Origin of the sequence: Streptomyces sp. NPDC085927 (genome assembly GCF_044540975.1) — a bacterium.
Taxonomy (GTDB): domain Bacteria; phylum Actinomycetota; class Actinomycetes; order Streptomycetales; family Streptomycetaceae; genus Streptomyces; species Streptomyces hirsutus.
The window spans coordinates 774,375-794,666 of sequence record NZ_JBITSN010000001.1 but is presented as its reverse complement, the minus strand read 5'-3'; the positions used below and the strand labels follow the sequence as shown (position 1 = coordinate 794,666).

Here is a 20,292-nt window from a genome sequence, read left to right as displayed (position 1 = left end):
TCCGGATCGTCCGGAATCGGACGAGGACTGAGAAATGGGAATCCGCAAGTACAAGCCGACTACGCCGGGCCGTCGTGGCTCCAGCGTCGCCGACTTCGTCGAGGTCACGCGGTCCACGCCGGAGAAGTCGCTGGTCCGTCCCCTGCACAGCAAGGGCGGCCGTAACAACTCAGGTCGTGTGACCGTTCGCCACCAGGGTGGCGGACACAAGCGCGCCTACCGTGTGATCGACTTCCGTCGTCACGACAAGGACGGCGTGCCGGCGAAGGTCGCGCACATCGAGTACGACCCCAACCGCACCGCGCGCATCGCGCTGCTGCACTACGCCGACGGTGAGAAGCGCTACATCCTCGCCCCGCGCAACCTGCAGCAGGGCGACCGCGTCGAGAACGGTCCCGGGGCCGACATCAAGCCGGGCAACAACCTCGCCCTGCGCAACATCCCGGTCGGTACGACGCTGCACGCCATCGAGCTGCGTCCCGGCGGCGGTGCCAAGTTCGCCCGCTCCGCGGGTGCCTCGGTGCAGCTGCTCGCGAAGGAGGGCACCATGGCCCACCTGCGCATGCCCTCCGGTGAGATCCGCCTGGTCGACGTCCGCTGCCGCGCCACCATCGGCGAGGTCGGCAACGCCGAGCAGAGCAACATCAACTGGGGCAAGGCCGGGCGCAAGCGCTGGCTGGGCGTCCGCCCGACCGTGCGTGGTGTGGTCATGAACCCGGTGGACCACCCGCACGGTGGTGGTGAGGGCCGTACCTCCGGTGGTCGCCACCCGGTGTCCCCGTGGGGCAAGAAGGAAGGCCGTACTCGTTCGCCCAAGAAGGCGTCGAACAAGTACATCGTCCGCCGCCGCAAGACGAACAAGAAGCGCTAGGAGCGGGTTTAGATGCCGCGTAGTCTCAAGAAGGGGCCCTTCGTCGACGACCACCTGATCAAGAAGGTGGATGTCCAGAACGAAGCCGGCACCAAGAACGTCATCAAGACCTGGTCCCGTCGCTCGATGATCGTCCCGGCCATGCTCGGCCACACGATCGCGGTGCACAACGGCAAGACCCACATTCCGGTGTTTGTCACCGAGTCGATGGTCGGCCACAAGCTCGGCGAGTTCTCGCCGACGCGCACCTTCCGGGGTCACGTCAAGGACGACCGGAAGTCGAAGCGCCGCTAAACGCGGGGTGGAATGACCATGACAGACACTGGAAGGACAACCATGGAAGCCAGGGCCCAGGCGCGGTACATCCGCGTTACGCCCATGAAGGCCCGCCGAGTGGTGGACCTTATCCGTGGCATGGATGCCACGGAGGCTCAGGCGGTCCTGCGTTTCGCCCCGCAGGCCGCGAGCGTGCCGGTCGGCAAGGTGCTGGACAGCGCCATTGCCAACGCCGCGCACAACTACGACCACACCGACGCCGACAGCCTCGTCATCTCCGAGGCCTACGTCGACGAGGGCCCGACCCTTAAGCGGTTCCGGCCGCGTGCCCAGGGCCGCGCCTACCGGATCCGCAAGCGGACCAGCCACATCACCGTGGTCGTCAGCAGCAAGGAAGGAACCCGGTAATGGGCCAGAAGGTTAACCCGCATGGGTTCCGGCTCGGCATCACCACCGACTTCAAGTCGCGCTGGTACGCCGACAAGCTGTACAAGGACTACGTCAAGGAAGACGTCGCCATCCGTCGGATGATGACGTCCGGCATGGAGCGCGCCGGCATCTCGAAGGTGGAGATCGAGCGCACCCGTGACCGTGTGCGGGTGGACATCCACACCGCGCGTCCGGGCATCGTCATCGGCCGCCGTGGCGCCGAGGCCGACCGCATCCGCGGCGACCTCGAGAAGCTCACGGGCAAGCAGGTCCAGCTGAACATCCTCGAGGTCAAGAACCCCGAGACCGACGCTCAGCTGGTTGCCCAGGCCGTTGCCGAGCAGCTCTCCTCCCGCGTCTCCTTCCGCCGTGCCATGCGCAAGAGCATGCAGTCGGCGATGAAGGCCGGCGCCAAGGGCATCAAGATCCAGTGCGGTGGCCGCCTCGGCGGCGCCGAGATGTCCCGCTCGGAGTTCTACCGCGAGGGCCGCGTGCCCCTGCACACGCTCCGCGCGAACGTGGACTACGGCTTCTTCGAGGCCAAGACGACCTTCGGCCGCATCGGTGTGAAGGTCTGGATCTACAAGGGCGACGTCAAGAACATCGCCGAGGTCCGCGCCGAGAACGCCGCTGCCCGCGCCGGCAACCGTCCGGCCCGTGGCGGCGCTGACCGCCCGGCCCGTGGTGGCCGCGGTGGCGAGCGTGGCGGTCGCGGTCGCAAGCCGCAGCAGGCTCCCGCTGCCGAGGCCCCCAAGGCCGAGGCTCCGGCTGCCGCTCCGGCTGAGAGCACCGGAACGGAGGCCTGACCGACATGCTGATCCCCCGTAGGGTCAAGCACCGCAAGCAGCACCACCCGAAGCGCCGTGGTCAGGCCAAGGGCGGTACGACGGTCGCGTTCGGCGAGTACGGCATTCAGGCCCTCACGCCGGCGTACGTGACCAACCGCCAGATCGAGGCGGCCCGTATCGCCATGACCCGCCACATCAAGCGTGGCGGCAAGGTCTGGATCAACATCTACCCGGACCGTCCCCTGACGAAGAAGCCTGCCGAGACCCGCATGGGTTCCGGTAAGGGTTCTCCGGAGTGGTGGATCGCGAACGTGCACCCGGGCCGGGTCATGTTCGAGCTGTCCTACCCCAACGAGAAGATCGCCCGTGAGGCGCTGACTCGCGCAGCCCACAAGCTGCCGATGAAGTGCCGGATCGTCAAGCGCGAGGCAGGTGAAGCGTGATGTCGGCCGGTACCAAGGCGTCCGAGCTGCGCGAACTGGGTGACGAGGAGCTTCTGGCGAAGCTCCGCGAAGCCAAGGAAGAGCTGTTCAACCTCCGCTTCCAGGCGGCGACCGGACAGCTCGAGAACCACGGTCGGCTGAAGGCCGTCCGCAAGGACATCGCGCGGATCTACACCCTGATGCGCGAGCGCGAGCTGGGCATCGAAACGGTGGAGAACGCCTGATGAGCGAGAACAACGTGACTGAGACGAACACCGAAGCTCGAGGCTTCCGCAAGACCCGCGAGGGCATCGTCGTCAGCGACAAGATGGACAAGACCGTCGTCGTCGCCGTCGAGGACCGCAAGAAGCACGCGCTGTACGGGAAGGTCATCCGCAGCACGAGCAAGCTCAAGGCCCACGATGAGCAGAACTCGGCCGGCGTCGGCGACCGTGTCCTCCTGATGGAGACCCGGCCGATGTCCGCGACGAAGCACTGGCGCATCGTCGAGGTCCTCGAGAAGGCCAAGTAATCTCCTGCGAGGCATTCCTCGCAGGACAGTTCCGCCAGGCTCCGGGGGCCGTTCGCTCAAGCAGATGAGCGGCCCCCGGGGAACCGGCAGACAAACAGGAGATAGACGTGATCCAGCAGGAGTCGCGACTGCGCGTCGCCGACAACACGGGGGCGAAGGAAATCCTTTGCATCCGTGTGCTCGGTGGCTCCGGTCGCCGCTACGCGGGCATCGGTGACGTGATCGTCGCCACCGTCAAGGACGCGATCCCCGGTGGCAACGTGAAGAAGGGTGACGTCATCAAGGCGGTCATCGTTCGCACCGTCAAGGAGCGCCGCCGTCCGGACGGCTCGTACATCCGCTTCGACGAGAACGCCGCCGTCATTCTGAAGAACGACGGCGACCCCCGCGGCACCCGTATCTTCGGCCCGGTCGGCCGAGAGCTGCGCGAGAAGAAGTTCATGAAGATCATCTCCCTCGCGCCGGAGGTGCTGTGAGCATGAAGATCAAGAAGGGTGACCTGGTCCAGGTCGTCACCGGCAAGGACAAGGGCAAGCAGGGCAAGGTCATTGCCGCTTACCCCCGCGAGGACCGCGTCCTGGTCGAGGGCGTCAACCGGGTCAAGAAGCACACCAAGGCTGCCCCGACCGCCCGCGGTTCGCAGGCCGGCGGGATCGTGACCACTGAGGCCCCGGTCCACGTCAGCAACGTTCAGCTCGTCGTGGAGAAGGACGGCCAGAAGGTCGTCACCCGCGTCGGCTACCGCTTCGACGACGAAGGCAACAAGATCCGCGTTGCCAAGCGGACGGGTGAGGACATCTGATGACGACCACCACCACTCCGCGTCTGAAGACGAAGTACCGCGAGGAGATCGCGGGCAAGCTGCTTGAGCAGTTCTCCTACGAGAACGTCATGCAGGTTCCCGGCCTCGTCAAGATCGTGGTCAACATGGGTGTGGGCGACGCCGCCCGCGACTCGAAGTTGATGGACGGCGCCGTGCGCGACCTCACCACGATCACCGGTCAGAAGCCGGCCGTCACCAAGGCCCGCAAGTCCATCGCGCAGTTCAAGCTGCGTGAGGGTCAGCCGATCGGTGCCCACGTCACCCTCCGTGGCGACCGCATGTGGGAGTTCCTGGACCGCACCCTGTCGCTCGCGCTGCCGCGCATCCGCGACTTCCGTGGTCTGTCCCCCAAGCAGTTCGACGGCCGTGGCAACTACACCTTCGGTCTCACGGAGCAGGTCATGTTCCACGAGATCGACCAGGACAAGATCGACCGTGTCCGGGGTATGGACATCACCGTGGTCACCACGGCGACCAACGACGAAGAGGGCCGTGCCCTTCTCCGTCACCTCGGCTTCCCGTTCAAGGAGGCGTGAGCGAGATGGCGAAGAAGGCTCTCATCGCGAAGGCTGCTCGCAAGCCCAAGTTCGGAGTGCGCGGCTACACCCGTTGCCAGCGCTGCGGTCGTCCGCACTCCGTGTACCGCAAGTTCGGCCTGTGCCGCGTGTGCCTTCGTGAGATGGCTCACCGTGGCGAGCTGCCGGGCGTGACCAAGAGTTCCTGGTAATCCGGTAGTTCCGGACTCCCAGGGCTCTCGGTAAGCAAGGGGAACGGCAGGAGGCCTGCTCCGCATGGCTTAGGCTTGTGGGGTTGGGCACCTGCCGTGCCCGGACGCACGCGGGCCGCGCCCGCTAATGTTTGCTTACTACGCCGTAGGTCCACCGCGCCGCACCCGTCCCGTCTCGGATCGGGGAGAGGGATGGCGCACCAGGAAACCACGGCGAGAGAGGCCGAAGGCCAATTCATGACCATGACTGATCCGATCGCAGACATGCTGACTCGTCTGCGGAACGCGAACTCGGCGTACCACGACTCCGTGACGATGCCGGCATCCAAGATCAAGTCTCACATCGCGGAGATCCTCCAGCAGGAGGGCTTCATCACGGGCTGGAAGGTCGAGGACGCCGAGGTCGGCAAGAACCTCGTCCTGGAGCTGAAGTTCGGCCCCAACCGTGAGCGCTCCATCGCGGGCATCAAGCGGATCTCCAAGCCCGGTCTCCGGGTGTACGCGAAGTCCACCTCCCTGCCGAAGGTGCTGGGCGGCCTCGGCGTGGCGATCATCTCCACGTCGCACGGGCTCCTCACCGACAAGCAGGCCGGCAAGAAGGGCGTGGGTGGGGAAGTCCTCGCCTACGTCTGGTAGCAGAAGGGAACGGAGGAAACAGCTATGTCGCGCATCGGCAAGCTCCCCATCGCGGTTCCCGCCGGCGTGGACGTCACCATCGACGGCCGCACGGTCGCGGTCAAGGGCCCGAAGGGCACGCTGACCCACACCGTCGTGGCGCCGATCGAGATCGCCAAGGGCGAGGACGGCGTGCTGAACGTCACTCGCCCCAACGACGAGCGTCAGAACAAGGCCCTCCACGGCCTGTCCCGCACGCTGGTGGCGAACATGATCACCGGCGTGACCCAGGGTTACGTGAAGAAGCTCGAGATCAGCGGTGTCGGTTACCGCGTGCTCGCCAAGGGTTCGAACCTGGAGTTCTCTCTCGGTTACAGCCACCCGATTCTGGTCGAGGCCCCCGAGGGCATCACCTTCAAGGTGGAGTCCGCGACCCGGTTCTCGGTCGAGGGCATCGACAAGCAGAAGGTCGGCGAGGTTGCGGCGAACATCCGCAAGCTGCGCAAGCCCGACCCGTACAAGGCCAAGGGCGTCAAGTACGAGGGCGAAGTCATCCGGCGCAAGGTCGGAAAGGCGGGTAAGTAAGCCATGGCATACGGGCAGAAGATCCTCAAGGGCGACGCCTACAAGCGTGCTGCTATCAAGCGTCGTCACATCCGGATCCGCAAGAACGTCTCTGGTACCGCCGAGCGTCCTCGCCTGGTCGTGACCCGCTCCAACCGTCACATCGTGGCGCAGGTGATCGACGACCTGAAGGGCCACACGCTGGCTTCGGCGTCCACGCTGGACGCATCGATCCGCGGTGGCGAGGCCGACAAGTCCTCGCAGGCCAAGCAGGTCGGTGCCCTGGTCGCGGAGCGCGCCAAGGCCGCCGGAGTCGAGGCTGTCGTATTCGACCGCGGTGGCAACCGGTACGCGGGGCGCATCGCCGCCCTGGCGGACGCCGCCCGCGAAGCCGGACTCAAGTTCTGAGTCGGTTCCGTAGCTAGCGGAAACAGAGAGAGGTAATTCCAATGGCTGGACCCCAGCGCCGCGGTGGCGGTGCCGGTGGCGGCGAGCGGCGGGACCGGAAGGGCCGTGACGGTGGCGCAGCTGCCGCCGAGAAGACCGCATACGTTGAGCGCGTCGTCGCGATCAACCGTGTCGCCAAGGTTGTGAAGGGTGGTCGTCGCTTCAGCTTCACCGCGCTGGTCGTGGTGGGCGACGGTGACGGCACCGTGGGTGTCGGATACGGCAAGGCCAAGGAGGTGCCGGCCGCCATCGCCAAGGGTGTTGAGGAGGCCAAGAAGCACTTCTTCAAGGTCCCCCGCATCCAGGGCACCATCCCGCACCCGATCCAGGGTGAGAAGGCTGCCGGCGTCGTGCTGCTCAAGCCCGCGTCCCCGGGTACCGGTGTTATCGCCGGTGGTCCGGTGCGTGCCGTGCTCGAGTGCGCCGGTATCCACGACATCCTGTCGAAGTCGCTCGGCTCCGACAACGCGATCAACATCGTGCACGCGACCGTGGCGGCCCTCAAGGGCCTGCAGCGTCCCGAGGAGGTCGCGGCCCGCCGCGGTCTGCCGCTCGAGGACGTCGCTCCCGCGGCTCTTCTCCGTGCACGTGCCGGGGCGGGTGCGTAATCATGGCGCAGCTCAGGATTACGCAGGTCAAGTCCTACATCGGCAGCAAGCAGAACCACCGTGACACCCTGCGTTCGCTGGGCCTGAAGAGGCTCAACGACGTGGTCGTCAAGGAGGATCGTCCCGAGTTCCGCGGCATGGTGCACACCGTCCGCCACCTCGTGACGGTCGAGGAGGTCGACTGATCATGGCGGAGCAGAACCCGCTCAAGATCCACAACCTCCGTCCCGCCCCGGGCGCCAAGACCGCCAAGACCCGTGTGGGTCGTGGTGAGGCGTCCAAGGGTAAGACGGCCGGTCGTGGTACGAAGGGCACCAAGGCCCGTTACCAGGTTCCGGAGCGCTTCGAGGGTGGCCAGATGCCCCTTCACATGCGTCTCCCGAAGCTGAAGGGCTTCAAGAACCCGTTCAAGACCGAGTTCCAGGTCGTGAACCTCGACAAGCTGGCCGCGCTCTACCCCGAGGGTGGCGAGGTCACCGTCGAGGGTCTGGTGGCCAAGGGGGCCGTTCGCAAGAACAGCCTCGTCAAGGTCCTCGGCCAGGGCGAGATCTCCGTGGCACTGCAGGTGACGGTCGACGCCGTCTCCGGCTCCGCCAAGGAGAAGATCACCGCCGCCGGCGGTACCGTCACCGAGCTCGTCTGAACCACTCAGGCGTGCTGATGACTTGAGCGATCCCGACCGGGGATACCCCACATATGGGGTATCCCCGGTTGGTCGTTCCTAGGGCGGTGGTCCGCCGGTAAGGTGGCCTGCACTGCCCACTTTCCCCGGGCGCCCCACGCGGGCACTTCGGGCGAAGGTTGACCGTTACGTATTCGTCGAACCTCAAGACCATCACCCTTGACGCGGTTGCGCGGGGGTCGCAGGAGGCACCGTGCTCACCGCGTTCGCCCGGGCGTTCAAGACGCCCGACCTGCGCAAGAAACTGCTGTTCACACTCGGCATCATCGTGGTGTACCGGATCGGCACGAACGTGCCGATTCCCGGTGTCGATTACCGGAACGTGCAGACCTGTATCGACGCGGCCCAGGCGAACCAGGGCCTGTTCGGGCTGGTCAACATGTTCAGCGGCGGCGCGCTGCTGCAGATCACGGTCTTCGCGCTGGGCATCATGCCGTACATCACGGCGAGCATCATTCTGCAGCTGCTGACCGTGGTGATCCCGCGGCTGGAGGCCCTGAAGAAGGAGGGCCAGGCCGGTACCGCGAAGATCACGCAGTACACCCGTTACCTGACGGTGGCGCTCGCCGTCCTGCAGGGCACCGGCCTGGTGGCCACCGCCCGCAGCGGCGCCCTCTTCCAGGGCTGCCCGGTGGCGAGCGAGATCGTCCCCGACCAGTCGATGTTCGTGACCATCACCATGGTCATCACGATGACCGCCGGCACGGCCGCCGTGATGTGGCTCGGTGAGCTGATCACCGACCGCGGCATCGGCAACGGCATGTCGATGCTGATGTTCATCTCGATCGCCGCCACCTTCCCCTCCGCCCTGTGGGCCATCAAGGAGCAGGGCAGCCTGGCGGACGGCTGGATCGAGTTCGGCACGGTCATGCTCGTCGGTCTGGTCATGGTCGGCCTGGTCGTCTTCGTCGAGCAGGCGCAGCGCCGGATTCCCGTGCAGTACGCAAAGCGCATGATCGGCCGCCGTTCCTACGGCGGCACGTCGACCTACATCCCCCTCAAGGTGAACCAGGCGGGTGTCATCCCCGTCATCTTCGCCTCGTCGCTGCTCTACATCCCGGCGCTGATCGTCCAGTTCTCCAGCTCCACCGCGGGCTGGGCGACGTGGGTCACGAACAACCTGGCCGACACGGGCGCCACGGCGCATATCATTCTGTACTTCTTCTTGATCGTGTTCTTCGCATTCTTCTATGTGGCGATTACCTTCAACCCCGAAGAAGTCGCTGACAACATGAAGAAGTATGGTGGTTTCATCCCGGGCATCCGGGCTGGCCGACCGACCGCTGAGTACCTGAGCTACGTACTCAACCGGATCACCTGGCCGGGTTCGCTGTACTTGGGTCTGATCTCTCTCGTGCCGACGATGGCGTTGGCCGGTTTCGGGGCAAACCAGAACTTCCCGTTCGGCGGGACCAGCATCCTCATCATCGTGGGTGTCGGTCTCGAGACGGTGAGGCAGATCGAGAGCCAGCTCCAGCAGCGCAATTACGAAGGGTTCCTCCGCTGATGCGAATCGTCCTCGTCGGGCCGCCCGGTGCTGGGAAAGGCACGCAGGCCACCCGCCTAGCCGAGAAGCTGAGCATCCCCCACATCTCCACCGGCGATCTGTTCCGCGCCAACATCAGCCGGCAGACCGAGCTGGGCAAGCTCGCGAAGTCCTACATGGACGCGGGCAACCTGGTGCCGGACGAGGTCACCATCGCCATGGCGAAGGACCGCATGGAGCAGCCGGACGCCGAGGCCGGCTTCCTGCTGGACGGCTTCCCGAGGAACGTCTCCCAGGCCGAGGCGCTGGACGAGCTGCTGGAGACCGAGGGCATCACGCTGGACGCGGTGCTGGACCTGGAGGCCCCCGAGGCCGAGGTGGTCAAGCGGATCGCCGGACGGCGGATCTGCCGCAAGGACTCCAGCCACGTCTTCCACGTGACGTACAGCAAGCCGGCCAAAGAAGGCGTCTGCGACGTCTGCGGCGGCGAGCTGTACCAGCGTGACGACGACTCCGAGGAGACGGTGCGCACCCGGCTGGAGGTCTACCACACGCAGACCGAGCCGATCATCGACTACTACAAGGCCCAGGGCCTCGTGGTGACGATCGGGGCGATGGGTCCGGTGGACGAGGTCACCGGGCGCGCGCTGGAGGCGCTCAAGCAGGACCAGTAGCTGTGCCCGTCCGGCCGCGGTTCCCTGCGGGGAGCCGCGGCCGACGTGTGTGCGGGGGAGCGGGCGCGGACGCCGTCCCCCGTATCGTTGACGGTGTCCGTACTCTCTCCGGTCCAGAAAGGCCGTCGTCCTCATGGTGCAGATCAAGACCCCCGAGCAGATCGCCAAGATGCGTGAGGCGGGGCTGGTGGTCGCTGCCATTCACGCGGCCACCCGCGAGGCGGCCGTGCCCGGGGCCACGACGAAGGACCTGGACCAGGTCGCCCGCAAGGTGCTCGCGGAGCACGACGCGAAACCCAACTTCCTCGGTTACGGCGGCTTCCCCGCGACGATCTGCACCTCCGTCAACGAGGTCGTCGTCCACGGCATCCCCTCCGACGAGGTGGTCCTCAAGGACGGGGACGTCATCTCCATCGACTGCGGCGCCATCATCGACGGCTGGCACGGGGACGCGGCCTACACGGCCTTCGTCGGGTCCGGGCACGCGCCGGAGCTGGTCGAGCTGTCCCGGGTGACCGAGGAGTCGATGTGGGCCGGCATCGCGGCCATGAAGCTGGGCAACCGGCTGGTCGACGTCTCCCGCGCCATCGAGACCTACATCCGCCGGCAGCCCAAGCCCGGCGGCGGGCGTTACGGGATCATCGAGGACTACGGCGGCCACGGCATCGGCACCGAGATGCACATGGACCCGCATCTGCTGAACTACGTCGAACGCCGCCGGGGCAAGGGACCCAAGCTGGTCCCGGGCTTCTGCCTGGCCATCGAGCCGATGGTCTCGCTGGGCACGGCGAAGACGCAGGTGCTGGAGGACGACTGGACCGTCATCACGACGGACGGGACCTGGTCCTCGCACTGGGAGCACTCCGTCGCGCTGACGGAGGCGGGCCCGCTGGTGCTGACCGCCCCGGACGGCGGGAAGGCGAAGCTGGCCGAGCACGGGATCACGGCGGCGCCGGACCCGCTTGCCTGAGGACGGCCCTCGCCGGGACCGCCGCCGCCGACCGGGGGCCGGCGCAGCCGTTCGAAGCCTGTGGGGCGCCCCTGGCGCCACGCCCGCGAGAGGGGCGTTCAGGAAGGGCCGGCCGGACCGTCACCACGACGGACGGGACCACGGCCGCACCGGATCCGCCGGGATGAACCCCGGTGCTCGCGGAAGCCGACGGGTTAAGGATCTCGTGGGTGGGGCAGACTTTCCCGATTCGTCTTTCCGGGGGCCCCTGACGTAGACTGACTCGTCGGCTCTTGTGCACCCGCATGTCTGCATGCACGTCATGCATGTGCGGTGCGCGGCAGAGCCGATCAAGGTAGTCGATTCGAAGGGCGAAGCGTGGCCAAGAAGCAAGGTGCCATCGAGATCGAGGGCACTGTCGTCGAGTCTCTTCCGAACGCCATGTTCAAGGTCGAGCTCCAGAACGGCCACCAGGTTCTGGCACACATCAGCGGCAAGATGCGTATGCACTACATCCGCATCCTCCCTGACGACCGGGTCGTGGTGGAGCTCTCTCCGTACGACCTGACCCGTGGCCGGATCGTCTACCGGTACAAGTGAGCAAGTAGATCTTGCCCCCTCTCCTTGTGATGCGGGGGCACTGAGCCCGGAGAACTTCAATCCCATGAAGGTCAAGCCGAGCGTCAAGAAGATCTGCGACAAGTGCAGGGTGATCCGCCGTCACGGCCGGGTCATGGTCATCTGCGACAACCCGCGCCACAAGCAGCGCCAGGGCTGAACCGCACGATCCACCCTCTGCGACTTCCCGCAGAACTTCGCGCGACGCGAGCAACACACGTTCATACGCAGAGCCCGAGCCTTCCGGCTCGACACCCCTGGCTCGGAGGCCGGGGACCCAGTCCGTACCAAATCGTCGAAGCAGGCGGGGACGGCGGCTGGGAGACGGTTCTGTGGAAGACCTCCGACAACAAACTGGAGCCATTGAATGGCACGCGTTTCCGGTGTTGACATCCCGCGCGAAAAGCGCGTGGAGATCGCCCTCACCTACGTGTTCGGCATCGGCCGAACGCTCTCGCAGCAGACGCTGGCCGCTGTCGGCGTCGACCCGAACACCCGCGTTCGCGACCTCTCCGAGGAGCAGCTCGTCGCGATCCGCGAGTTCGTGGACAACAACATCAAGACCGAGGGTGACCTCCGTCGCGAGATCCAGGCCGACATCCGCCGCAAGGTCGAGATCGGCACCTACCAGGGTCTGCGTCACCGTCGCGGTCTGCCCGTCCGCGGTCAGCGCACCAGCACCAACGCGCGTACCCGCAAGGGCCCGCGTCGCGCCATCGCCGGCAAGAAGAAGCCGGGCAAGAAGTAGTCCGCAGCGGACACCTGTCCACGGTCTTCGCTGAAGGACCGACCACCTCCCGTAGGAGTTAGTAGATGCCCCCCAAGGGACGTCAGGGCGCTGCCAAGAAGGTGCGCCGCAAGGAAAAGAAGAACGTCGCTCACGGCCACGCGCACATCAAGAGCACGTTCAACAACACGATCGTCTCCATCACGGACCCGTCCGGCAACGTGATCTCCTGGGCCTCCGCCGGCCACGTCGGCTTCAAGGGCTCCCGGAAGTCCACGCCGTTCGCCGCGCAGATGGCCGCCGAGTCGGCTGCCCGCCGCGCCCAGGAGCACGGCATGCGCAAGGTCGACGTGTTCGTCAAGGGCCCGGGTTCCGGTCGTGAGACCGCCATCCGTTCGCTCCAGGCGACCGGTCTCGAGGTCGGCTCCATCCAGGACGTCACCCCGACCCCGCACAACGGCTGCCGCCCGCCGAAGCGTCGCCGCGTCTGATGCGGCCGCGTCGCGTCCGAGTCCTTGACCCGGCCGGCGCCACGCAGGCAGTGATTTTTCGGGCGGTACGCTCCGTATACGGGCCGTACCGCCCGTACCCTTGCAGTGCCCGCACTCCTCACCGGGTGCGGTTTCCGTCGGACGTCAAATAGCGGGCGTCCACGAAAGAAGGATCCACACATGCTGATCGCTCAGCGTCCCTCGTTGACCGAAGAGGTCGTCGACGAGTTCCGGTCCCGGTTCGTGATCGAGCCGCTGGAGCCGGGCTTCGGCTACACCCTCGGCAACTCCCTCCGCCGCACCCTCCTGTCGTCGATCCCCGGCGCTGCTGTCACCAGCATCCGCATCGACGGCGTCCTGCACGAGTTCACCACCGTGCCGGGCGTCAAGGAGGACGTCACCGACCTGATCCTCAACATCAAGCAGCTGGTCGTCTCCTCCGAGCACGACGAGCCCGTGGTGATGTACCTGCGCAAGCAGGGCCCGGGTCAGGTCACCGCCGCCGACATCGCGCCCCCGGCCGGTGTCGAGGTGCACAACCCCGACCTCGTCCTCGCCACGCTCAACGGCAAGGGCAAGCTGGAGATGGAGCTGACCGTCGAGCGCGGTCGCGGCTACGTCTCCGCCGTGCAGAACAAGCAGGTGGGCCAGGAGATCGGCCGTATCCCGGTCGACTCCATCTACAGCCCCGTGCTGAAGGTCACGTACAAGGTCGAGGCGACCCGTGTCGAGCAGCGCACCGACTTCGACAAGCTGATCGTCGACGTCGAGACCAAGCAGGCCATGCGTCCGCGTGACGCCATGGCGTCGGCCGGTAAGACCCTGGTCGAGCTGTTCGGTCTGGCCCGCGAGCTCAACATCGACGCCGAGGGCATCGACATGGGCCCGTCCCCGACGGACGCCGCTCTCGCCGCCGATCTGGCGCTGCCGATCGAGGAGCTGGAGCTCACGGTCCGCTCGTACAACTGCCTCAAGCGTGAGGGCATCCACTCCGTGGGTGAGCTCGTCGCCCGCTCCGAGGCCGACCTCCTCGACATTCGCAACTTCGGTGCGAAGTCGATCGACGAGGTCAAGGCGAAGCTGGCCGGTATGAGCCTGGCGCTGAAGGACAGCCCGCCCGGATTCGACCCGACCGCCGCCGCGGACGCCTTCGGGGCGGACGACGACGCGGACGCCGGGTTCGTCGAGACCGAGCAGTACTGAGCCTCTTCCGGGGCTTCCCTTCGGGGACGCCCCGGATCTCCGACAGGCGACCGCCTGCTCGGATACTGACCCCGGTACCTGATACGGCCGGGGCAGACACCTAGGAGAGACACCATGCCGAAGCCCACCAAGGGTGCCCGTATGGGCGGCAGCGCCGCGCACGAGAAGCTCCTCCTCGCGAACCTCGCGAAGGCGCTCTTCGAGCACGGCCGGATCACCACCACCGAGGCGAAGGCGCGCAAGCTGCGTCCGTACGCCGAGCGTCTGGTCACCAAGGCGAAGAAGGGCGACCTTCACAACCGCCGCCAGGTGCTCCAGGTCATCACGGACAAGAGCATCGTGCACACGCTCTTCACCGAGATCGGCCCGCGGTACGAGAACCGGCCGGGTGGTTACACCCGTATCACCAAGATCGGTAACCGTCGTGGCGACAACGCGCCCATGGCCGTCATCGAGCTGGTCGAGGCCCTGACGGTCGCCCAGGAGGCCACCGGTGAGGCCGAGGCCGCGACCAAGCGCGCGGTCAAGGAAGACGCCCTCACGAAGGACGCGGCCGTCGAGGACGCGAAGCCCGAGGACACCAAGGACGAGGCCGCCGAGGCCCCGGCCGAGGAGTCCAAGGACGCCTGAGGCACTGTCTCGCCGAAGCGGGTCCGCCCTTCCCGGGGCGGGCCCGCTTTCGTATGCCTGAGAGGATCTGTACGTGAGTGACGAAGCGCAGCCCGGACACGTCCGTATCCGCCTGGATCTCTCCTACGACGGGACCGAGTTCTCCGGCTGGGCCAAGCAGGCCGGGGGCCGGCGGACCGTGCAGGGGGAGATCGAGGACGCCCTGCGGACCGTCACGCGGTCCGGGGAGACGACGTACGAACTGACCGTGGCGGGACGGACCGACGCCGGGGTGCACGCCCGCGGGCAGGTGGCCCATGTCGACCTCCCGGCCGAACTGTGGGAGCAGCACCGGGAGAAGCTGCTCAAGCGGCTCGCGGGACGGCTGGCCCGCGACGTGCGGATCTGGTCCCTCACCGAGGCCCCGGCGGGATTCAACGCCCGTTTCTCCGCGGTCTGGCGGCGCTACGCGTACCGCGTCACCGACCACCCCGGCGGGGTGGACCCGCTGCTGCGCGGCCATGTGCTGTGGCACGACTGGCCGCTGGACGTCGACGCCATGAACGAGGCGGCGGGCCGGCTGCTGGGGGAGCACGACTTCGCCGCGTACTGCAAGCGGCGGGAGGGCGCGACGACCATCCGTACGCTCCAGGAACTGAGCCTGGTGCGCGGCGCGGACGGGGTGATCACGGCGACGGTCCGGGCCGACGCCTTCTGCCACAACATGGTGCGCTCGCTGATCGGGGCGCTGCTGTTCGTCGGCGACGGCCACCGGGCGCCCGACTGGCCGGGCAAGGTGCTGGCGGCGGGCGTACGGGACTCGGCGGTGCACGTGGTGCGTCCGCACGGGCTGACCCTGGAGGAGGTCGGTTATCCGTCCGACGACCTCCTGGCCGCCCGTTCCAAGGAGGCCCGCAACAAGCGGTCGTTGCCGGCTCCGCCGGCCCGGTGCTGCTGACCCCGGGTCCGGCCCGGCTCCCCGCCCGACTCCTTGCCCGACGCTCCGCTCAGCTTCCCGCTCCTTTCTCCGCCCAGGTCGTGAGCAGTCCCGACAGGGCGTCCACGACCTCCTGGGAGCGGGGTCCTTCGCCGCGGCCGTCCGGGGCGAGTTCCAGGTGCAGGAAGACCGCGTGGTGCTGCTGCGCGGCCTTGCCCTGGACGTTGGAGGCGCCCTCCAGGGGGCAGTGGGCCGACCAGCCCCGGCAGACCCGCAGCCCGTCCGCCTCCAGGCGGTCGGCCAGCGCGGACGCCTCACCGGGCGCGCTCTGCGCGGCACCGCCGGAGAGGATCGCGTCGTAGCGCTTCGCGGAGGCCTCGGCGAAGCCGTGCAGCTGGATGCCGGGCACCCCGCGCTTCTGCAGCTCCACGACGATCAGGTGGAAGGCGCTGTCCTCACGGTGGGCCACATCCGCGACGCGGTCGCTGTCGTCGCCGTCGCCCGCCCGGCGGTGGGCGCCGGCCAGGACGAGCGCGCCGCCCGGGTTGTCCTCCAGCAGCCGCAGGCCGAGCGACTCGGTCGCCCGGTCGGAGACGGGGTGCGGCACCTGGGCACTCCAGCGGACCGGGGAGTCCGCGTTCAGGTACAGCCGCCCCCACCGTGCGCTCGCGCCCTTGCCCGAGGCGGCGACCTCGTCGTAACGCCGGCCGGTCGCGGTGTCGGTGAGCCGGGTGACGCGCAGGCCGGTCGGGGCGAGGAGTTCGTCCGCCTTCCGCACGTCCTGGTCCAGGAGCCGTCCGATTCCGCGGGCGAGCCGGTCGCGCTGGTCGGCATCGGGAGGCGTGTAGGGGCCGTCGGGCTTGAAGGTCTTCGTGTACGTGAGGATGCGGCTGCGGAGGTCCACCAGTTCCCGGGATGTCGGAACATTTTCCTCCGGTTTTTCCCCCGTGTTCACCTGGCAACTCGTCATGGTGAGAACAAGTAGCACTAGGGCGATAATTGGAAAGAAACGTGACTGTCTCGTAATGGTAATTGGCGCAGTGGGTGTGGGGACCATGTGAATATGACCGTGTGACACTGCGTAAGTCTCTCCCTAAGGTTCGGGTGGCCGCCACCCTGGTCGCACTGACCGGGCTGCTGGCTTCGTGCGGTACCGCCGACGGTTCGGTGGAGCCCCAGGCCAAGCCGGGAGGACGCTCGTTCACCGTCGCGGCCACGGGTGATGTGCTCATCCACCCCGAGCTGGTCGAACAGGCGGCCAAGGACGCGAAAGTGACCGGCAAGGGAGAGAAGGGGCTGGACTTCGGGCCGCTGCTCGCCGGAGTGAAGCCTGTCATCAGTAAGGCGGACCTGGCGATCTGCCACATGGAAACCCCCGTGGGCAAGCCGGAGGGCCCCTTCGAGGGCTACCCGGAGTTCCTGGTCCCGCCGCAGGTCCTGACGTCACTGAAGGACGTGGGCTACGACACCTGCTCGACCGCCTCCAACCACACGTTCGACCACGGGATGGACGGCGTACGGCGCACGCTGGACGCCATGGACGACGTGGGCCTCGGGCACACGGGGTCGGCACGGTCGGTCAAGGAATCGAAGCGGATCAACATCCGTGACGTCGAGGGTGTCAAGGTCGCGCACCTCTCCTACTCGTGGGAGTCGTTTGTTCACCCGGTGCCCGAGAAGCAGAGCTGGGCGTTCAACGGGACCGACCTGGCGGCGATCAAGAAGGCCGAGACCGAGGCCCGTGACCAGGGCGCCGAAGTGGTACTCCTGTCGATCCACTGGGGTGCCGAGCACTACAACGAGCCGGGCGTCGCGCAGCTTCGGTTGGCGGAACGCATCGGCGAGGACACCGGCATCGACCTCGTGATCGGACATCACGCCCATGTCGTTCAGCCGATCCAGAAGGTGAACGGCACCTGGGTGGCCTACAGCCTCGGCAACCACGTGGCCCGGCACTCCTCGCCGACGGGGCTGACCGAGGAGGGGGCTCTCGGCTGGTTCGAGTTTCAGGAGACGACCGAGGGCTGGGACGTGAAGGCGCGCTACCGCACCACGCTGGTGGACATCCCGCCGGAGGTGGAGGACGAGGAGGAAGTGCCCGACGGCGCTGTGCAGGACCTCCGACTGGTGGACGCCCAGCTGATGCTCGACAAGCCGGGCGACCTGTCCGAGGAGCGGCTCGCCCGCTACCGGCTGGCGATCGACCGCACCCGGGGCTTCCTCTACAACCGGGGCGCCCCCGGCGGCGACGGCCTCGAGCAGCTCTCGCTGGAGAAGTGACCGGCCCCACATCAGAAGTCCGCGCCGGGGATACAACCTTGTCGGCGTTTATCAGTCTATTCAGTGACGACGTCGCACGGCCGCGGTCCTGGTGCGCCGGCGTACGCCCGGCACCCGCGTAAAGACCAAGGAAGACCACCGGTGACATCGAGCCATGTCGCGCCGCCCACGGCACAGAAGCGGCGCCGCAGCCGCAGACGGGCGGACATGCCGCTGCTCGGCGGCATCCGCCCGCCGATCGCGGTGCTGTGCGTCCTGATCCTCGCCCTGGCCGGGCTGACCGCCCAGGTGCTCGGCCCCGGCAGCGACCCCGTCGTACCCAAGGCCGTGCTCTCCTCCCAGCAGCACTACGCCGAGGACGGGGCGATCGCCCTGCGCGCCTCGATCGACGAGCGGGTCACGGACCTGCGGCGCACCGCCACCGCGCTGAACGCCGGGAAGCCGGCCGAGCCCGAGGACGTCCTCTCCGACCTCGGCAGGACGTACCAGAAGTGGACCGGCACCACGGTGGTGGACCTGGAGAGCGGGGACGTGCTCGCCGCACGCGGCGAACGCATCCCGCTCGCCTGGCTGGACAAGGACGTCCTCACCGGAAAGAACGCCCTCGTCCCGCGCATGGTGCGGCTGGAGACCGGTGACGTCCGGCTGATGACGATGGCCCTCCTCGACCGCAAGGACGGCCCGCAGCAGCTCCTGATCGCCTCCAACAGCCTGTCCGTGCCGCCCATCACGCTCGGCCCGTTCCGCACCATGGCGGTCGCGGCCAAGGACGGCGAGGTGCTCGCGACAGCCGGATTCGAGCAGTCGGAGGCGCTGAACTCCGACAAACAGCGGGAGGAACTCGACTTCCTCCAGAAGCAGATGTCCGACCTGTCCGCGCAGGCGGCCGAACGGACCGAGGAACACCCCGTCACCGCCAAGGAGCCCGGTTCCCGCGGCTACCCCGGCGTCAGCGGGACTCTGACGGGCGACGACTACAACGGGCGCATCGCCACCGCCGGGTACGCCTCGCTCGCTTCCTCCGACCCCGAGGAGAAGGACAGTGTCGCCGCGGGCCTCGGGCTCACCGTCGTCGCCCTGCTCCCCGCGGTCGCCGAGCAGAGCGGCGCCACCGGCCGGGAACTGTACGGACTGATCGCGGCCGGTGCCCTGGTGGTGCTCGGCCTGCTCGCCGCGGGGTTCCTGTGGGCCCGGGTGCAGCGGCCCCTGCTGCGGCTGTTCCTCGAGTCCCGCCGGCTCGCCCGCGGTGACCTGACCCGGCCCGTCGGCGCCTTCCGCGGCGGCGAGGCCGCCCGCATCGGCAACGCCCTGGAACGGCTGCGGGGCCAGCTCAGCGGTCCGGGCGGGCCGAACGGTCCCGGCGGACCCGGTGACTCCGACGGGGGGAACGGCGCGAGGCGCGCCGGCAGGACGCGGTTCGGAATCCGGGTGCAGCTCGTGCTGACCGCCGTGCTGCTGCTCCTGTGGTGCGTGCCGGTCGGCCTGCTGCTGAACCGCACCGACGACTCGGTCAGCGTGCCCGCCACCATGGTCAACGACCAGCGCGACCGCACCGACCTGGTGTCCGACCGCGTCCGCCGGGCCCTGAACGAGGCCCAGGCGGACCTGGTCTCCACCTCCCGTCTCGTCGACGTCTCCGACCGGGACGCCACCGAGAGCGTGCTCAAGGACGCCCTGCGCAAGCACACCCGGTACGCCGCGCTGTACGTCGTCGACGCGGGCGGCGAGGTCGTCGCCCGTGCCGGTGACGACCCGCACGACTGGAGCGACGGGAAGGACCTGCCGCTGGTCCGGGTGTCCGGGGAGGGCGGCAAACGGCCGGTGATCCAGGCCGGCGCGCCCGTCCCGGAGGAGAAGGGCGTCACGCTGGTCGGCGAGGTGCGGATCGAGTTCCTCAACTCGCTGCTGAAACGTCCCGGCCTCGGTGAGGTCCGCGTGGCGGACGCGAAGGGGCGGACCCTCGCCGCCAGCAACGGCTTCCTCGCCTTCGAGGAACTGCCCCGCGAGGCCCTGACCGACCTGGTCCGGGCGGCCGGTGTGCAGGTCGGCGCCGGACCCGTGGAGAACGGACTCCTCCTGCGCGACGGCGGCAACGTCACCGTCGCGGCCGCGGCTCCCTTCAGCGGCGGCGGTGTCGCCGCCGACGCCGGCTGGACCGTGGTCAGCTGGCAGAACGCCGACCGCTTCCAGATCACCGCGTACGAGCGGGAGGACCGCAGTGTGCTCGCGGGCCTGCTCGGGCTCGCCGCGATCGTGGTCTGCCTGGGCTGGGTGCACCTCGTGGTCGCCCGGCCGCTGCGCGCCCTCGCCACCAGCGCCGAGAAGCTGGCCGACGGCGACCTCAAGGCGGTGCTCTACCCCACGTACCACGACGAGGTGGGAGCGGTCGTCCGCAGCCTCGAACTGATCCGTCAGCAGCTCCAGGCCCGCCGGCAGCAGCAGCCCCGCCGAACCGCCGAGCCCCGACCCGCCGAACCCCGGCCGACCGAGCCCCGACCCGGTGAACCCCGGCTCGGCGCCGGAGGAAGGTGACC

The 20,292-nt window shown here is 67.9% G+C and carries 30 protein-coding genes; 29 read left to right on the top strand and 1 reads right to left on the bottom strand.

The annotated features are described in order from the left end of the window. Positions 1-34: 34 nt before the first annotated feature. The 27 genes from rplB (at position 35) to truA (ending at position 15,499) form a co-directional block, all read left to right on the top strand. On the top strand, positions 35-871 hold the full coding sequence (gene rplB / locus ACIF80_RS03625) for a 50S ribosomal protein L2 (protein ID WP_399798832.1): 837 nt from the start codon (positions 35-37) through the stop codon (positions 869-871). 12 nt (positions 872-883) lie between these two features. After that, positions 884-1,165 carry a 30S ribosomal protein S19 gene (rpsS, locus tag ACIF80_RS03620; RefSeq protein WP_003948639.1) on the top strand — a complete coding sequence of 94 codons (282 nt, stop codon included), beginning with the start codon at positions 884-886 and terminating at the stop codon, positions 1,163-1,165. Between the two features lie 42 nt (positions 1,166-1,207). Beyond that, a complete protein-coding gene (gene rplV, locus ACIF80_RS03615) occupies positions 1,208-1,555 on the top strand; it encodes a 50S ribosomal protein L22 (protein WP_030619142.1) in 348 nt (115 codons plus the stop codon). Then, complete coding sequence (rpsC, locus tag ACIF80_RS03610; RefSeq protein ID WP_010986347.1) at positions 1,555-2,382, top strand: 30S ribosomal protein S3; 828 nt, start codon at positions 1,555-1,557, stop codon at positions 2,380-2,382. Before rplV ends, rpsC begins: the two co-directional genes overlap by 1 nt. A 5-nt stretch (positions 2,383-2,387) precedes the next feature. Further along, positions 2,388-2,807: a 50S ribosomal protein L16 gene (gene rplP, locus ACIF80_RS03605; protein WP_004927269.1), complete on the top strand. Its 420-nt coding sequence runs from the start codon at positions 2,388-2,390 to the stop codon at positions 2,805-2,807. Continuing rightward, the gene (gene rpmC / locus ACIF80_RS03600; protein WP_030831683.1) at positions 2,807-3,031 is read left to right on the top strand and encodes a 50S ribosomal protein L29; all 225 of its coding nucleotides are present in this window, start codon (positions 2,807-2,809) and stop codon (positions 3,029-3,031) included. The genes rplP and rpmC overlap by 1 nt, the downstream gene beginning before the upstream one ends. Then, positions 3,031-3,318 carry a 30S ribosomal protein S17 gene (rpsQ, locus tag ACIF80_RS03595; protein WP_055570326.1) on the top strand — a complete coding sequence of 96 codons (288 nt, stop codon included), beginning with the start codon at positions 3,031-3,033 and terminating at the stop codon, positions 3,316-3,318. The genes rpmC and rpsQ overlap by 1 nt, the downstream gene beginning before the upstream one ends. Positions 3,319-3,425: 107 nt before the next feature. Continuing rightward, positions 3,426-3,794, top strand: a complete 369-nt coding sequence (gene rplN / locus ACIF80_RS03590; RefSeq protein WP_003992364.1) for a 50S ribosomal protein L14 — start codon at positions 3,426-3,428, stop codon at positions 3,792-3,794. 2 nt (positions 3,795-3,796) lie between these two features. Beyond that, positions 3,797-4,120 carry a 50S ribosomal protein L24 gene (rplX, locus tag ACIF80_RS03585; RefSeq protein WP_042165101.1) on the top strand — a complete coding sequence of 108 codons (324 nt, stop codon included), beginning with the start codon at positions 3,797-3,799 and terminating at the stop codon, positions 4,118-4,120. After that, entirely contained in the window at positions 4,120-4,677 is a 558-nt protein-coding gene (gene rplE, locus ACIF80_RS03580) for a 50S ribosomal protein L5 (RefSeq protein WP_055592170.1), read from the top strand. The genes rplX and rplE overlap by 1 nt, the downstream gene beginning before the upstream one ends. A gap of 5 nt (positions 4,678-4,682) precedes the next feature. Beyond that, positions 4,683-4,868, top strand: coding sequence for a type Z 30S ribosomal protein S14 (locus ACIF80_RS03575; RefSeq protein ID WP_003948630.1), 186 nt, complete (start codon positions 4,683-4,685; stop codon positions 4,866-4,868). A 237-nt stretch (positions 4,869-5,105) separates the two neighbouring features. Next, a complete protein-coding gene (gene rpsH / locus ACIF80_RS03570; protein ID WP_013001411.1) occupies positions 5,106-5,504 on the top strand; it encodes a 30S ribosomal protein S8 in 399 nt (132 codons plus the stop codon). Between the two features lie 24 nt (positions 5,505-5,528). Continuing rightward, positions 5,529-6,068 carry a 50S ribosomal protein L6 gene (gene rplF, locus ACIF80_RS03565; RefSeq protein ID WP_399798824.1) on the top strand — a complete coding sequence of 180 codons (540 nt, stop codon included), beginning with the start codon at positions 5,529-5,531 and terminating at the stop codon, positions 6,066-6,068. Between the two features lie 3 nt (positions 6,069-6,071). Continuing rightward, positions 6,072-6,455: a 50S ribosomal protein L18 gene (rplR, locus tag ACIF80_RS03560; RefSeq protein WP_042165110.1), complete on the top strand. Its 384-nt coding sequence runs from the start codon at positions 6,072-6,074 to the stop codon at positions 6,453-6,455. Between the two features lie 41 nt (positions 6,456-6,496). Beyond that, on the top strand, positions 6,497-7,102 hold the full coding sequence (gene rpsE, locus ACIF80_RS03555) for a 30S ribosomal protein S5 (protein ID WP_007494753.1): 606 nt from the start codon (positions 6,497-6,499) through the stop codon (positions 7,100-7,102). A 2-nt stretch (positions 7,103-7,104) separates the two neighbouring features. Next, positions 7,105-7,287: a 50S ribosomal protein L30 gene (gene rpmD, locus ACIF80_RS03550; RefSeq protein WP_042165115.1), complete on the top strand. Its 183-nt coding sequence runs from the start codon at positions 7,105-7,107 to the stop codon at positions 7,285-7,287. 2 nt (positions 7,288-7,289) lie between these two features. Further along, positions 7,290-7,745 carry a 50S ribosomal protein L15 gene (gene rplO / locus ACIF80_RS03545; RefSeq protein ID WP_023547373.1) on the top strand — a complete coding sequence of 152 codons (456 nt, stop codon included), beginning with the start codon at positions 7,290-7,292 and terminating at the stop codon, positions 7,743-7,745. Positions 7,746-7,977: 232 nt separating this feature from the next. Next, a complete protein-coding gene (secY, locus tag ACIF80_RS03540) occupies positions 7,978-9,291 on the top strand; it encodes a preprotein translocase subunit SecY (RefSeq protein ID WP_399798821.1) in 1,314 nt (437 codons plus the stop codon). Continuing rightward, complete coding sequence (locus ACIF80_RS03535) at positions 9,291-9,944, top strand: adenylate kinase (protein WP_399798819.1); 654 nt, start codon at positions 9,291-9,293, stop codon at positions 9,942-9,944. Before secY ends, ACIF80_RS03535 begins: the two co-directional genes overlap by 1 nt. Positions 9,945-10,077: 133 nt before the next feature. After that, positions 10,078-10,914: a type I methionyl aminopeptidase gene (gene map / locus ACIF80_RS03530; protein ID WP_399798816.1), complete on the top strand. Its 837-nt coding sequence runs from the start codon at positions 10,078-10,080 to the stop codon at positions 10,912-10,914. 357 nt (positions 10,915-11,271) lie between these two features. Further along, positions 11,272-11,493, top strand: coding sequence for a translation initiation factor IF-1 (infA, locus tag ACIF80_RS03525; RefSeq protein WP_003948620.1), 222 nt, complete (start codon positions 11,272-11,274; stop codon positions 11,491-11,493). 64 nt (positions 11,494-11,557) lie between these two features. Beyond that, on the top strand, positions 11,558-11,671 hold the full coding sequence (gene rpmJ / locus ACIF80_RS03520) for a 50S ribosomal protein L36 (RefSeq protein WP_003974245.1): 114 nt from the start codon (positions 11,558-11,560) through the stop codon (positions 11,669-11,671). A gap of 207 nt (positions 11,672-11,878) precedes the next feature. Further along, entirely contained in the window at positions 11,879-12,259 is a 381-nt protein-coding gene (gene rpsM, locus ACIF80_RS03515; RefSeq protein ID WP_031041520.1) for a 30S ribosomal protein S13, read from the top strand. Positions 12,260-12,324: 65 nt separating this feature from the next. After that, on the top strand, positions 12,325-12,729 hold the full coding sequence (gene rpsK, locus ACIF80_RS03510; RefSeq protein WP_003956432.1) for a 30S ribosomal protein S11: 405 nt from the start codon (positions 12,325-12,327) through the stop codon (positions 12,727-12,729). Between the two features lie 180 nt (positions 12,730-12,909). Beyond that, complete coding sequence (locus ACIF80_RS03505; protein ID WP_042165128.1) at positions 12,910-13,932, top strand: DNA-directed RNA polymerase subunit alpha; 1,023 nt, start codon at positions 12,910-12,912, stop codon at positions 13,930-13,932. Positions 13,933-14,046: 114 nt separating this feature from the next. Next, positions 14,047-14,562 carry a 50S ribosomal protein L17 gene (gene rplQ, locus ACIF80_RS03500; RefSeq protein ID WP_399798812.1) on the top strand — a complete coding sequence of 172 codons (516 nt, stop codon included), beginning with the start codon at positions 14,047-14,049 and terminating at the stop codon, positions 14,560-14,562. Between the two features lie 73 nt (positions 14,563-14,635). Next, the gene (truA, locus tag ACIF80_RS03495) at positions 14,636-15,499 is read left to right on the top strand and encodes a tRNA pseudouridine(38-40) synthase TruA (RefSeq protein ID WP_399798810.1); all 864 of its coding nucleotides are present in this window, start codon (positions 14,636-14,638) and stop codon (positions 15,497-15,499) included. A 49-nt stretch (positions 15,500-15,548) separates the two neighbouring features. Here truA and ACIF80_RS03490 read toward each other — a convergent pair whose 3' ends face one another. Further along, on the bottom strand, positions 15,549-16,382 hold the full coding sequence (locus tag ACIF80_RS03490) for a hypothetical protein (protein WP_399798808.1): 834 nt from the start codon (positions 16,380-16,382) through the stop codon (positions 15,549-15,551). Positions 16,383-16,582: 200 nt separating this feature from the next. Between ACIF80_RS03490 and ACIF80_RS03485 the strand changes: the two genes are divergently transcribed. After that, complete coding sequence (locus ACIF80_RS03485; protein ID WP_399798806.1) at positions 16,583-17,758, top strand: CapA family protein; 1,176 nt, start codon at positions 16,583-16,585, stop codon at positions 17,756-17,758. A 207-nt stretch (positions 17,759-17,965) separates the two neighbouring features. Continuing rightward, a complete protein-coding gene (locus ACIF80_RS03480; protein ID WP_399799426.1) occupies positions 17,966-20,290 on the top strand; it encodes a HAMP domain-containing protein in 2,325 nt (774 codons plus the stop codon). Positions 20,291-20,292: the final 2 nt, after the last annotated feature.

Excerpts from the sequence above, each read along its gene's own strand:
- rpsQ (WP_055570326.1), top strand. The coding sequence starts at position 3,031 with ATGAGCGAGAACAACGTGACTGAGACGAACACCGAAGCTCGAGGCTTC.
- rpmJ (WP_003974245.1), top strand. The coding sequence starts at position 11,558 with ATGAAGGTCAAGCCGAGCGTCAAGAAGATCTGCGACAAGTGCAGGGTG.
- rplX (WP_042165101.1), top strand. The coding sequence starts at position 3,797 with ATGAAGATCAAGAAGGGTGACCTGGTCCAGGTCGTCACCGGCAAGGAC.
- rpsE (WP_007494753.1), top strand. The coding sequence starts at position 6,497 with ATGGCTGGACCCCAGCGCCGCGGTGGCGGTGCCGGTGGCGGCGAGCGG.
- rplF (WP_399798824.1), top strand. The coding sequence starts at position 5,529 with ATGTCGCGCATCGGCAAGCTCCCCATCGCGGTTCCCGCCGGCGTGGAC.
- rplQ (WP_399798812.1), top strand. The coding sequence starts at position 14,047 with ATGCCGAAGCCCACCAAGGGTGCCCGTATGGGCGGCAGCGCCGCGCAC.
- ACIF80_RS03505 (WP_042165128.1), top strand. The coding sequence starts at position 12,910 with ATGCTGATCGCTCAGCGTCCCTCGTTGACCGAAGAGGTCGTCGACGAG.
- rpsH (WP_013001411.1), top strand. The coding sequence starts at position 5,106 with ATGACCATGACTGATCCGATCGCAGACATGCTGACTCGTCTGCGGAAC.
- ACIF80_RS03480 (WP_399799426.1), top strand. The coding sequence starts at position 17,966 with ATGCCGCTGCTCGGCGGCATCCGCCCGCCGATCGCGGTGCTGTGCGTC.
- rplO (WP_023547373.1), top strand. The coding sequence starts at position 7,290 with ATGGCGGAGCAGAACCCGCTCAAGATCCACAACCTCCGTCCCGCCCCG.
- rplV (WP_030619142.1), top strand. The coding sequence starts at position 1,208 with ATGGAAGCCAGGGCCCAGGCGCGGTACATCCGCGTTACGCCCATGAAG.
- rpmC (WP_030831683.1), top strand. The coding sequence starts at position 2,807 with ATGTCGGCCGGTACCAAGGCGTCCGAGCTGCGCGAACTGGGTGACGAG.
- rpsS (WP_003948639.1), top strand. The coding sequence starts at position 884 with ATGCCGCGTAGTCTCAAGAAGGGGCCCTTCGTCGACGACCACCTGATC.
- rplP (WP_004927269.1), top strand. The coding sequence starts at position 2,388 with ATGCTGATCCCCCGTAGGGTCAAGCACCGCAAGCAGCACCACCCGAAG.
- rpsK (WP_003956432.1), top strand. The coding sequence starts at position 12,325 with ATGCCCCCCAAGGGACGTCAGGGCGCTGCCAAGAAGGTGCGCCGCAAG.
- rplE (WP_055592170.1), top strand. The coding sequence starts at position 4,120 with ATGACGACCACCACCACTCCGCGTCTGAAGACGAAGTACCGCGAGGAG.
- map (WP_399798816.1), top strand. The coding sequence starts at position 10,078 with ATGGTGCAGATCAAGACCCCCGAGCAGATCGCCAAGATGCGTGAGGCG.
- rplB (WP_399798832.1), top strand. The coding sequence starts at position 35 with ATGGGAATCCGCAAGTACAAGCCGACTACGCCGGGCCGTCGTGGCTCC.
- rpsC (WP_010986347.1), top strand. The coding sequence starts at position 1,555 with ATGGGCCAGAAGGTTAACCCGCATGGGTTCCGGCTCGGCATCACCACC.
- ACIF80_RS03535 (WP_399798819.1), top strand. The coding sequence starts at position 9,291 with ATGCGAATCGTCCTCGTCGGGCCGCCCGGTGCTGGGAAAGGCACGCAG.
- ACIF80_RS03575 (WP_003948630.1), top strand. The coding sequence starts at position 4,683 with ATGGCGAAGAAGGCTCTCATCGCGAAGGCTGCTCGCAAGCCCAAGTTC.
- rplR (WP_042165110.1), top strand. The coding sequence starts at position 6,072 with ATGGCATACGGGCAGAAGATCCTCAAGGGCGACGCCTACAAGCGTGCT.
- rpmD (WP_042165115.1), top strand. The coding sequence starts at position 7,105 with ATGGCGCAGCTCAGGATTACGCAGGTCAAGTCCTACATCGGCAGCAAG.
- rpsM (WP_031041520.1), top strand. The coding sequence starts at position 11,879 with ATGGCACGCGTTTCCGGTGTTGACATCCCGCGCGAAAAGCGCGTGGAG.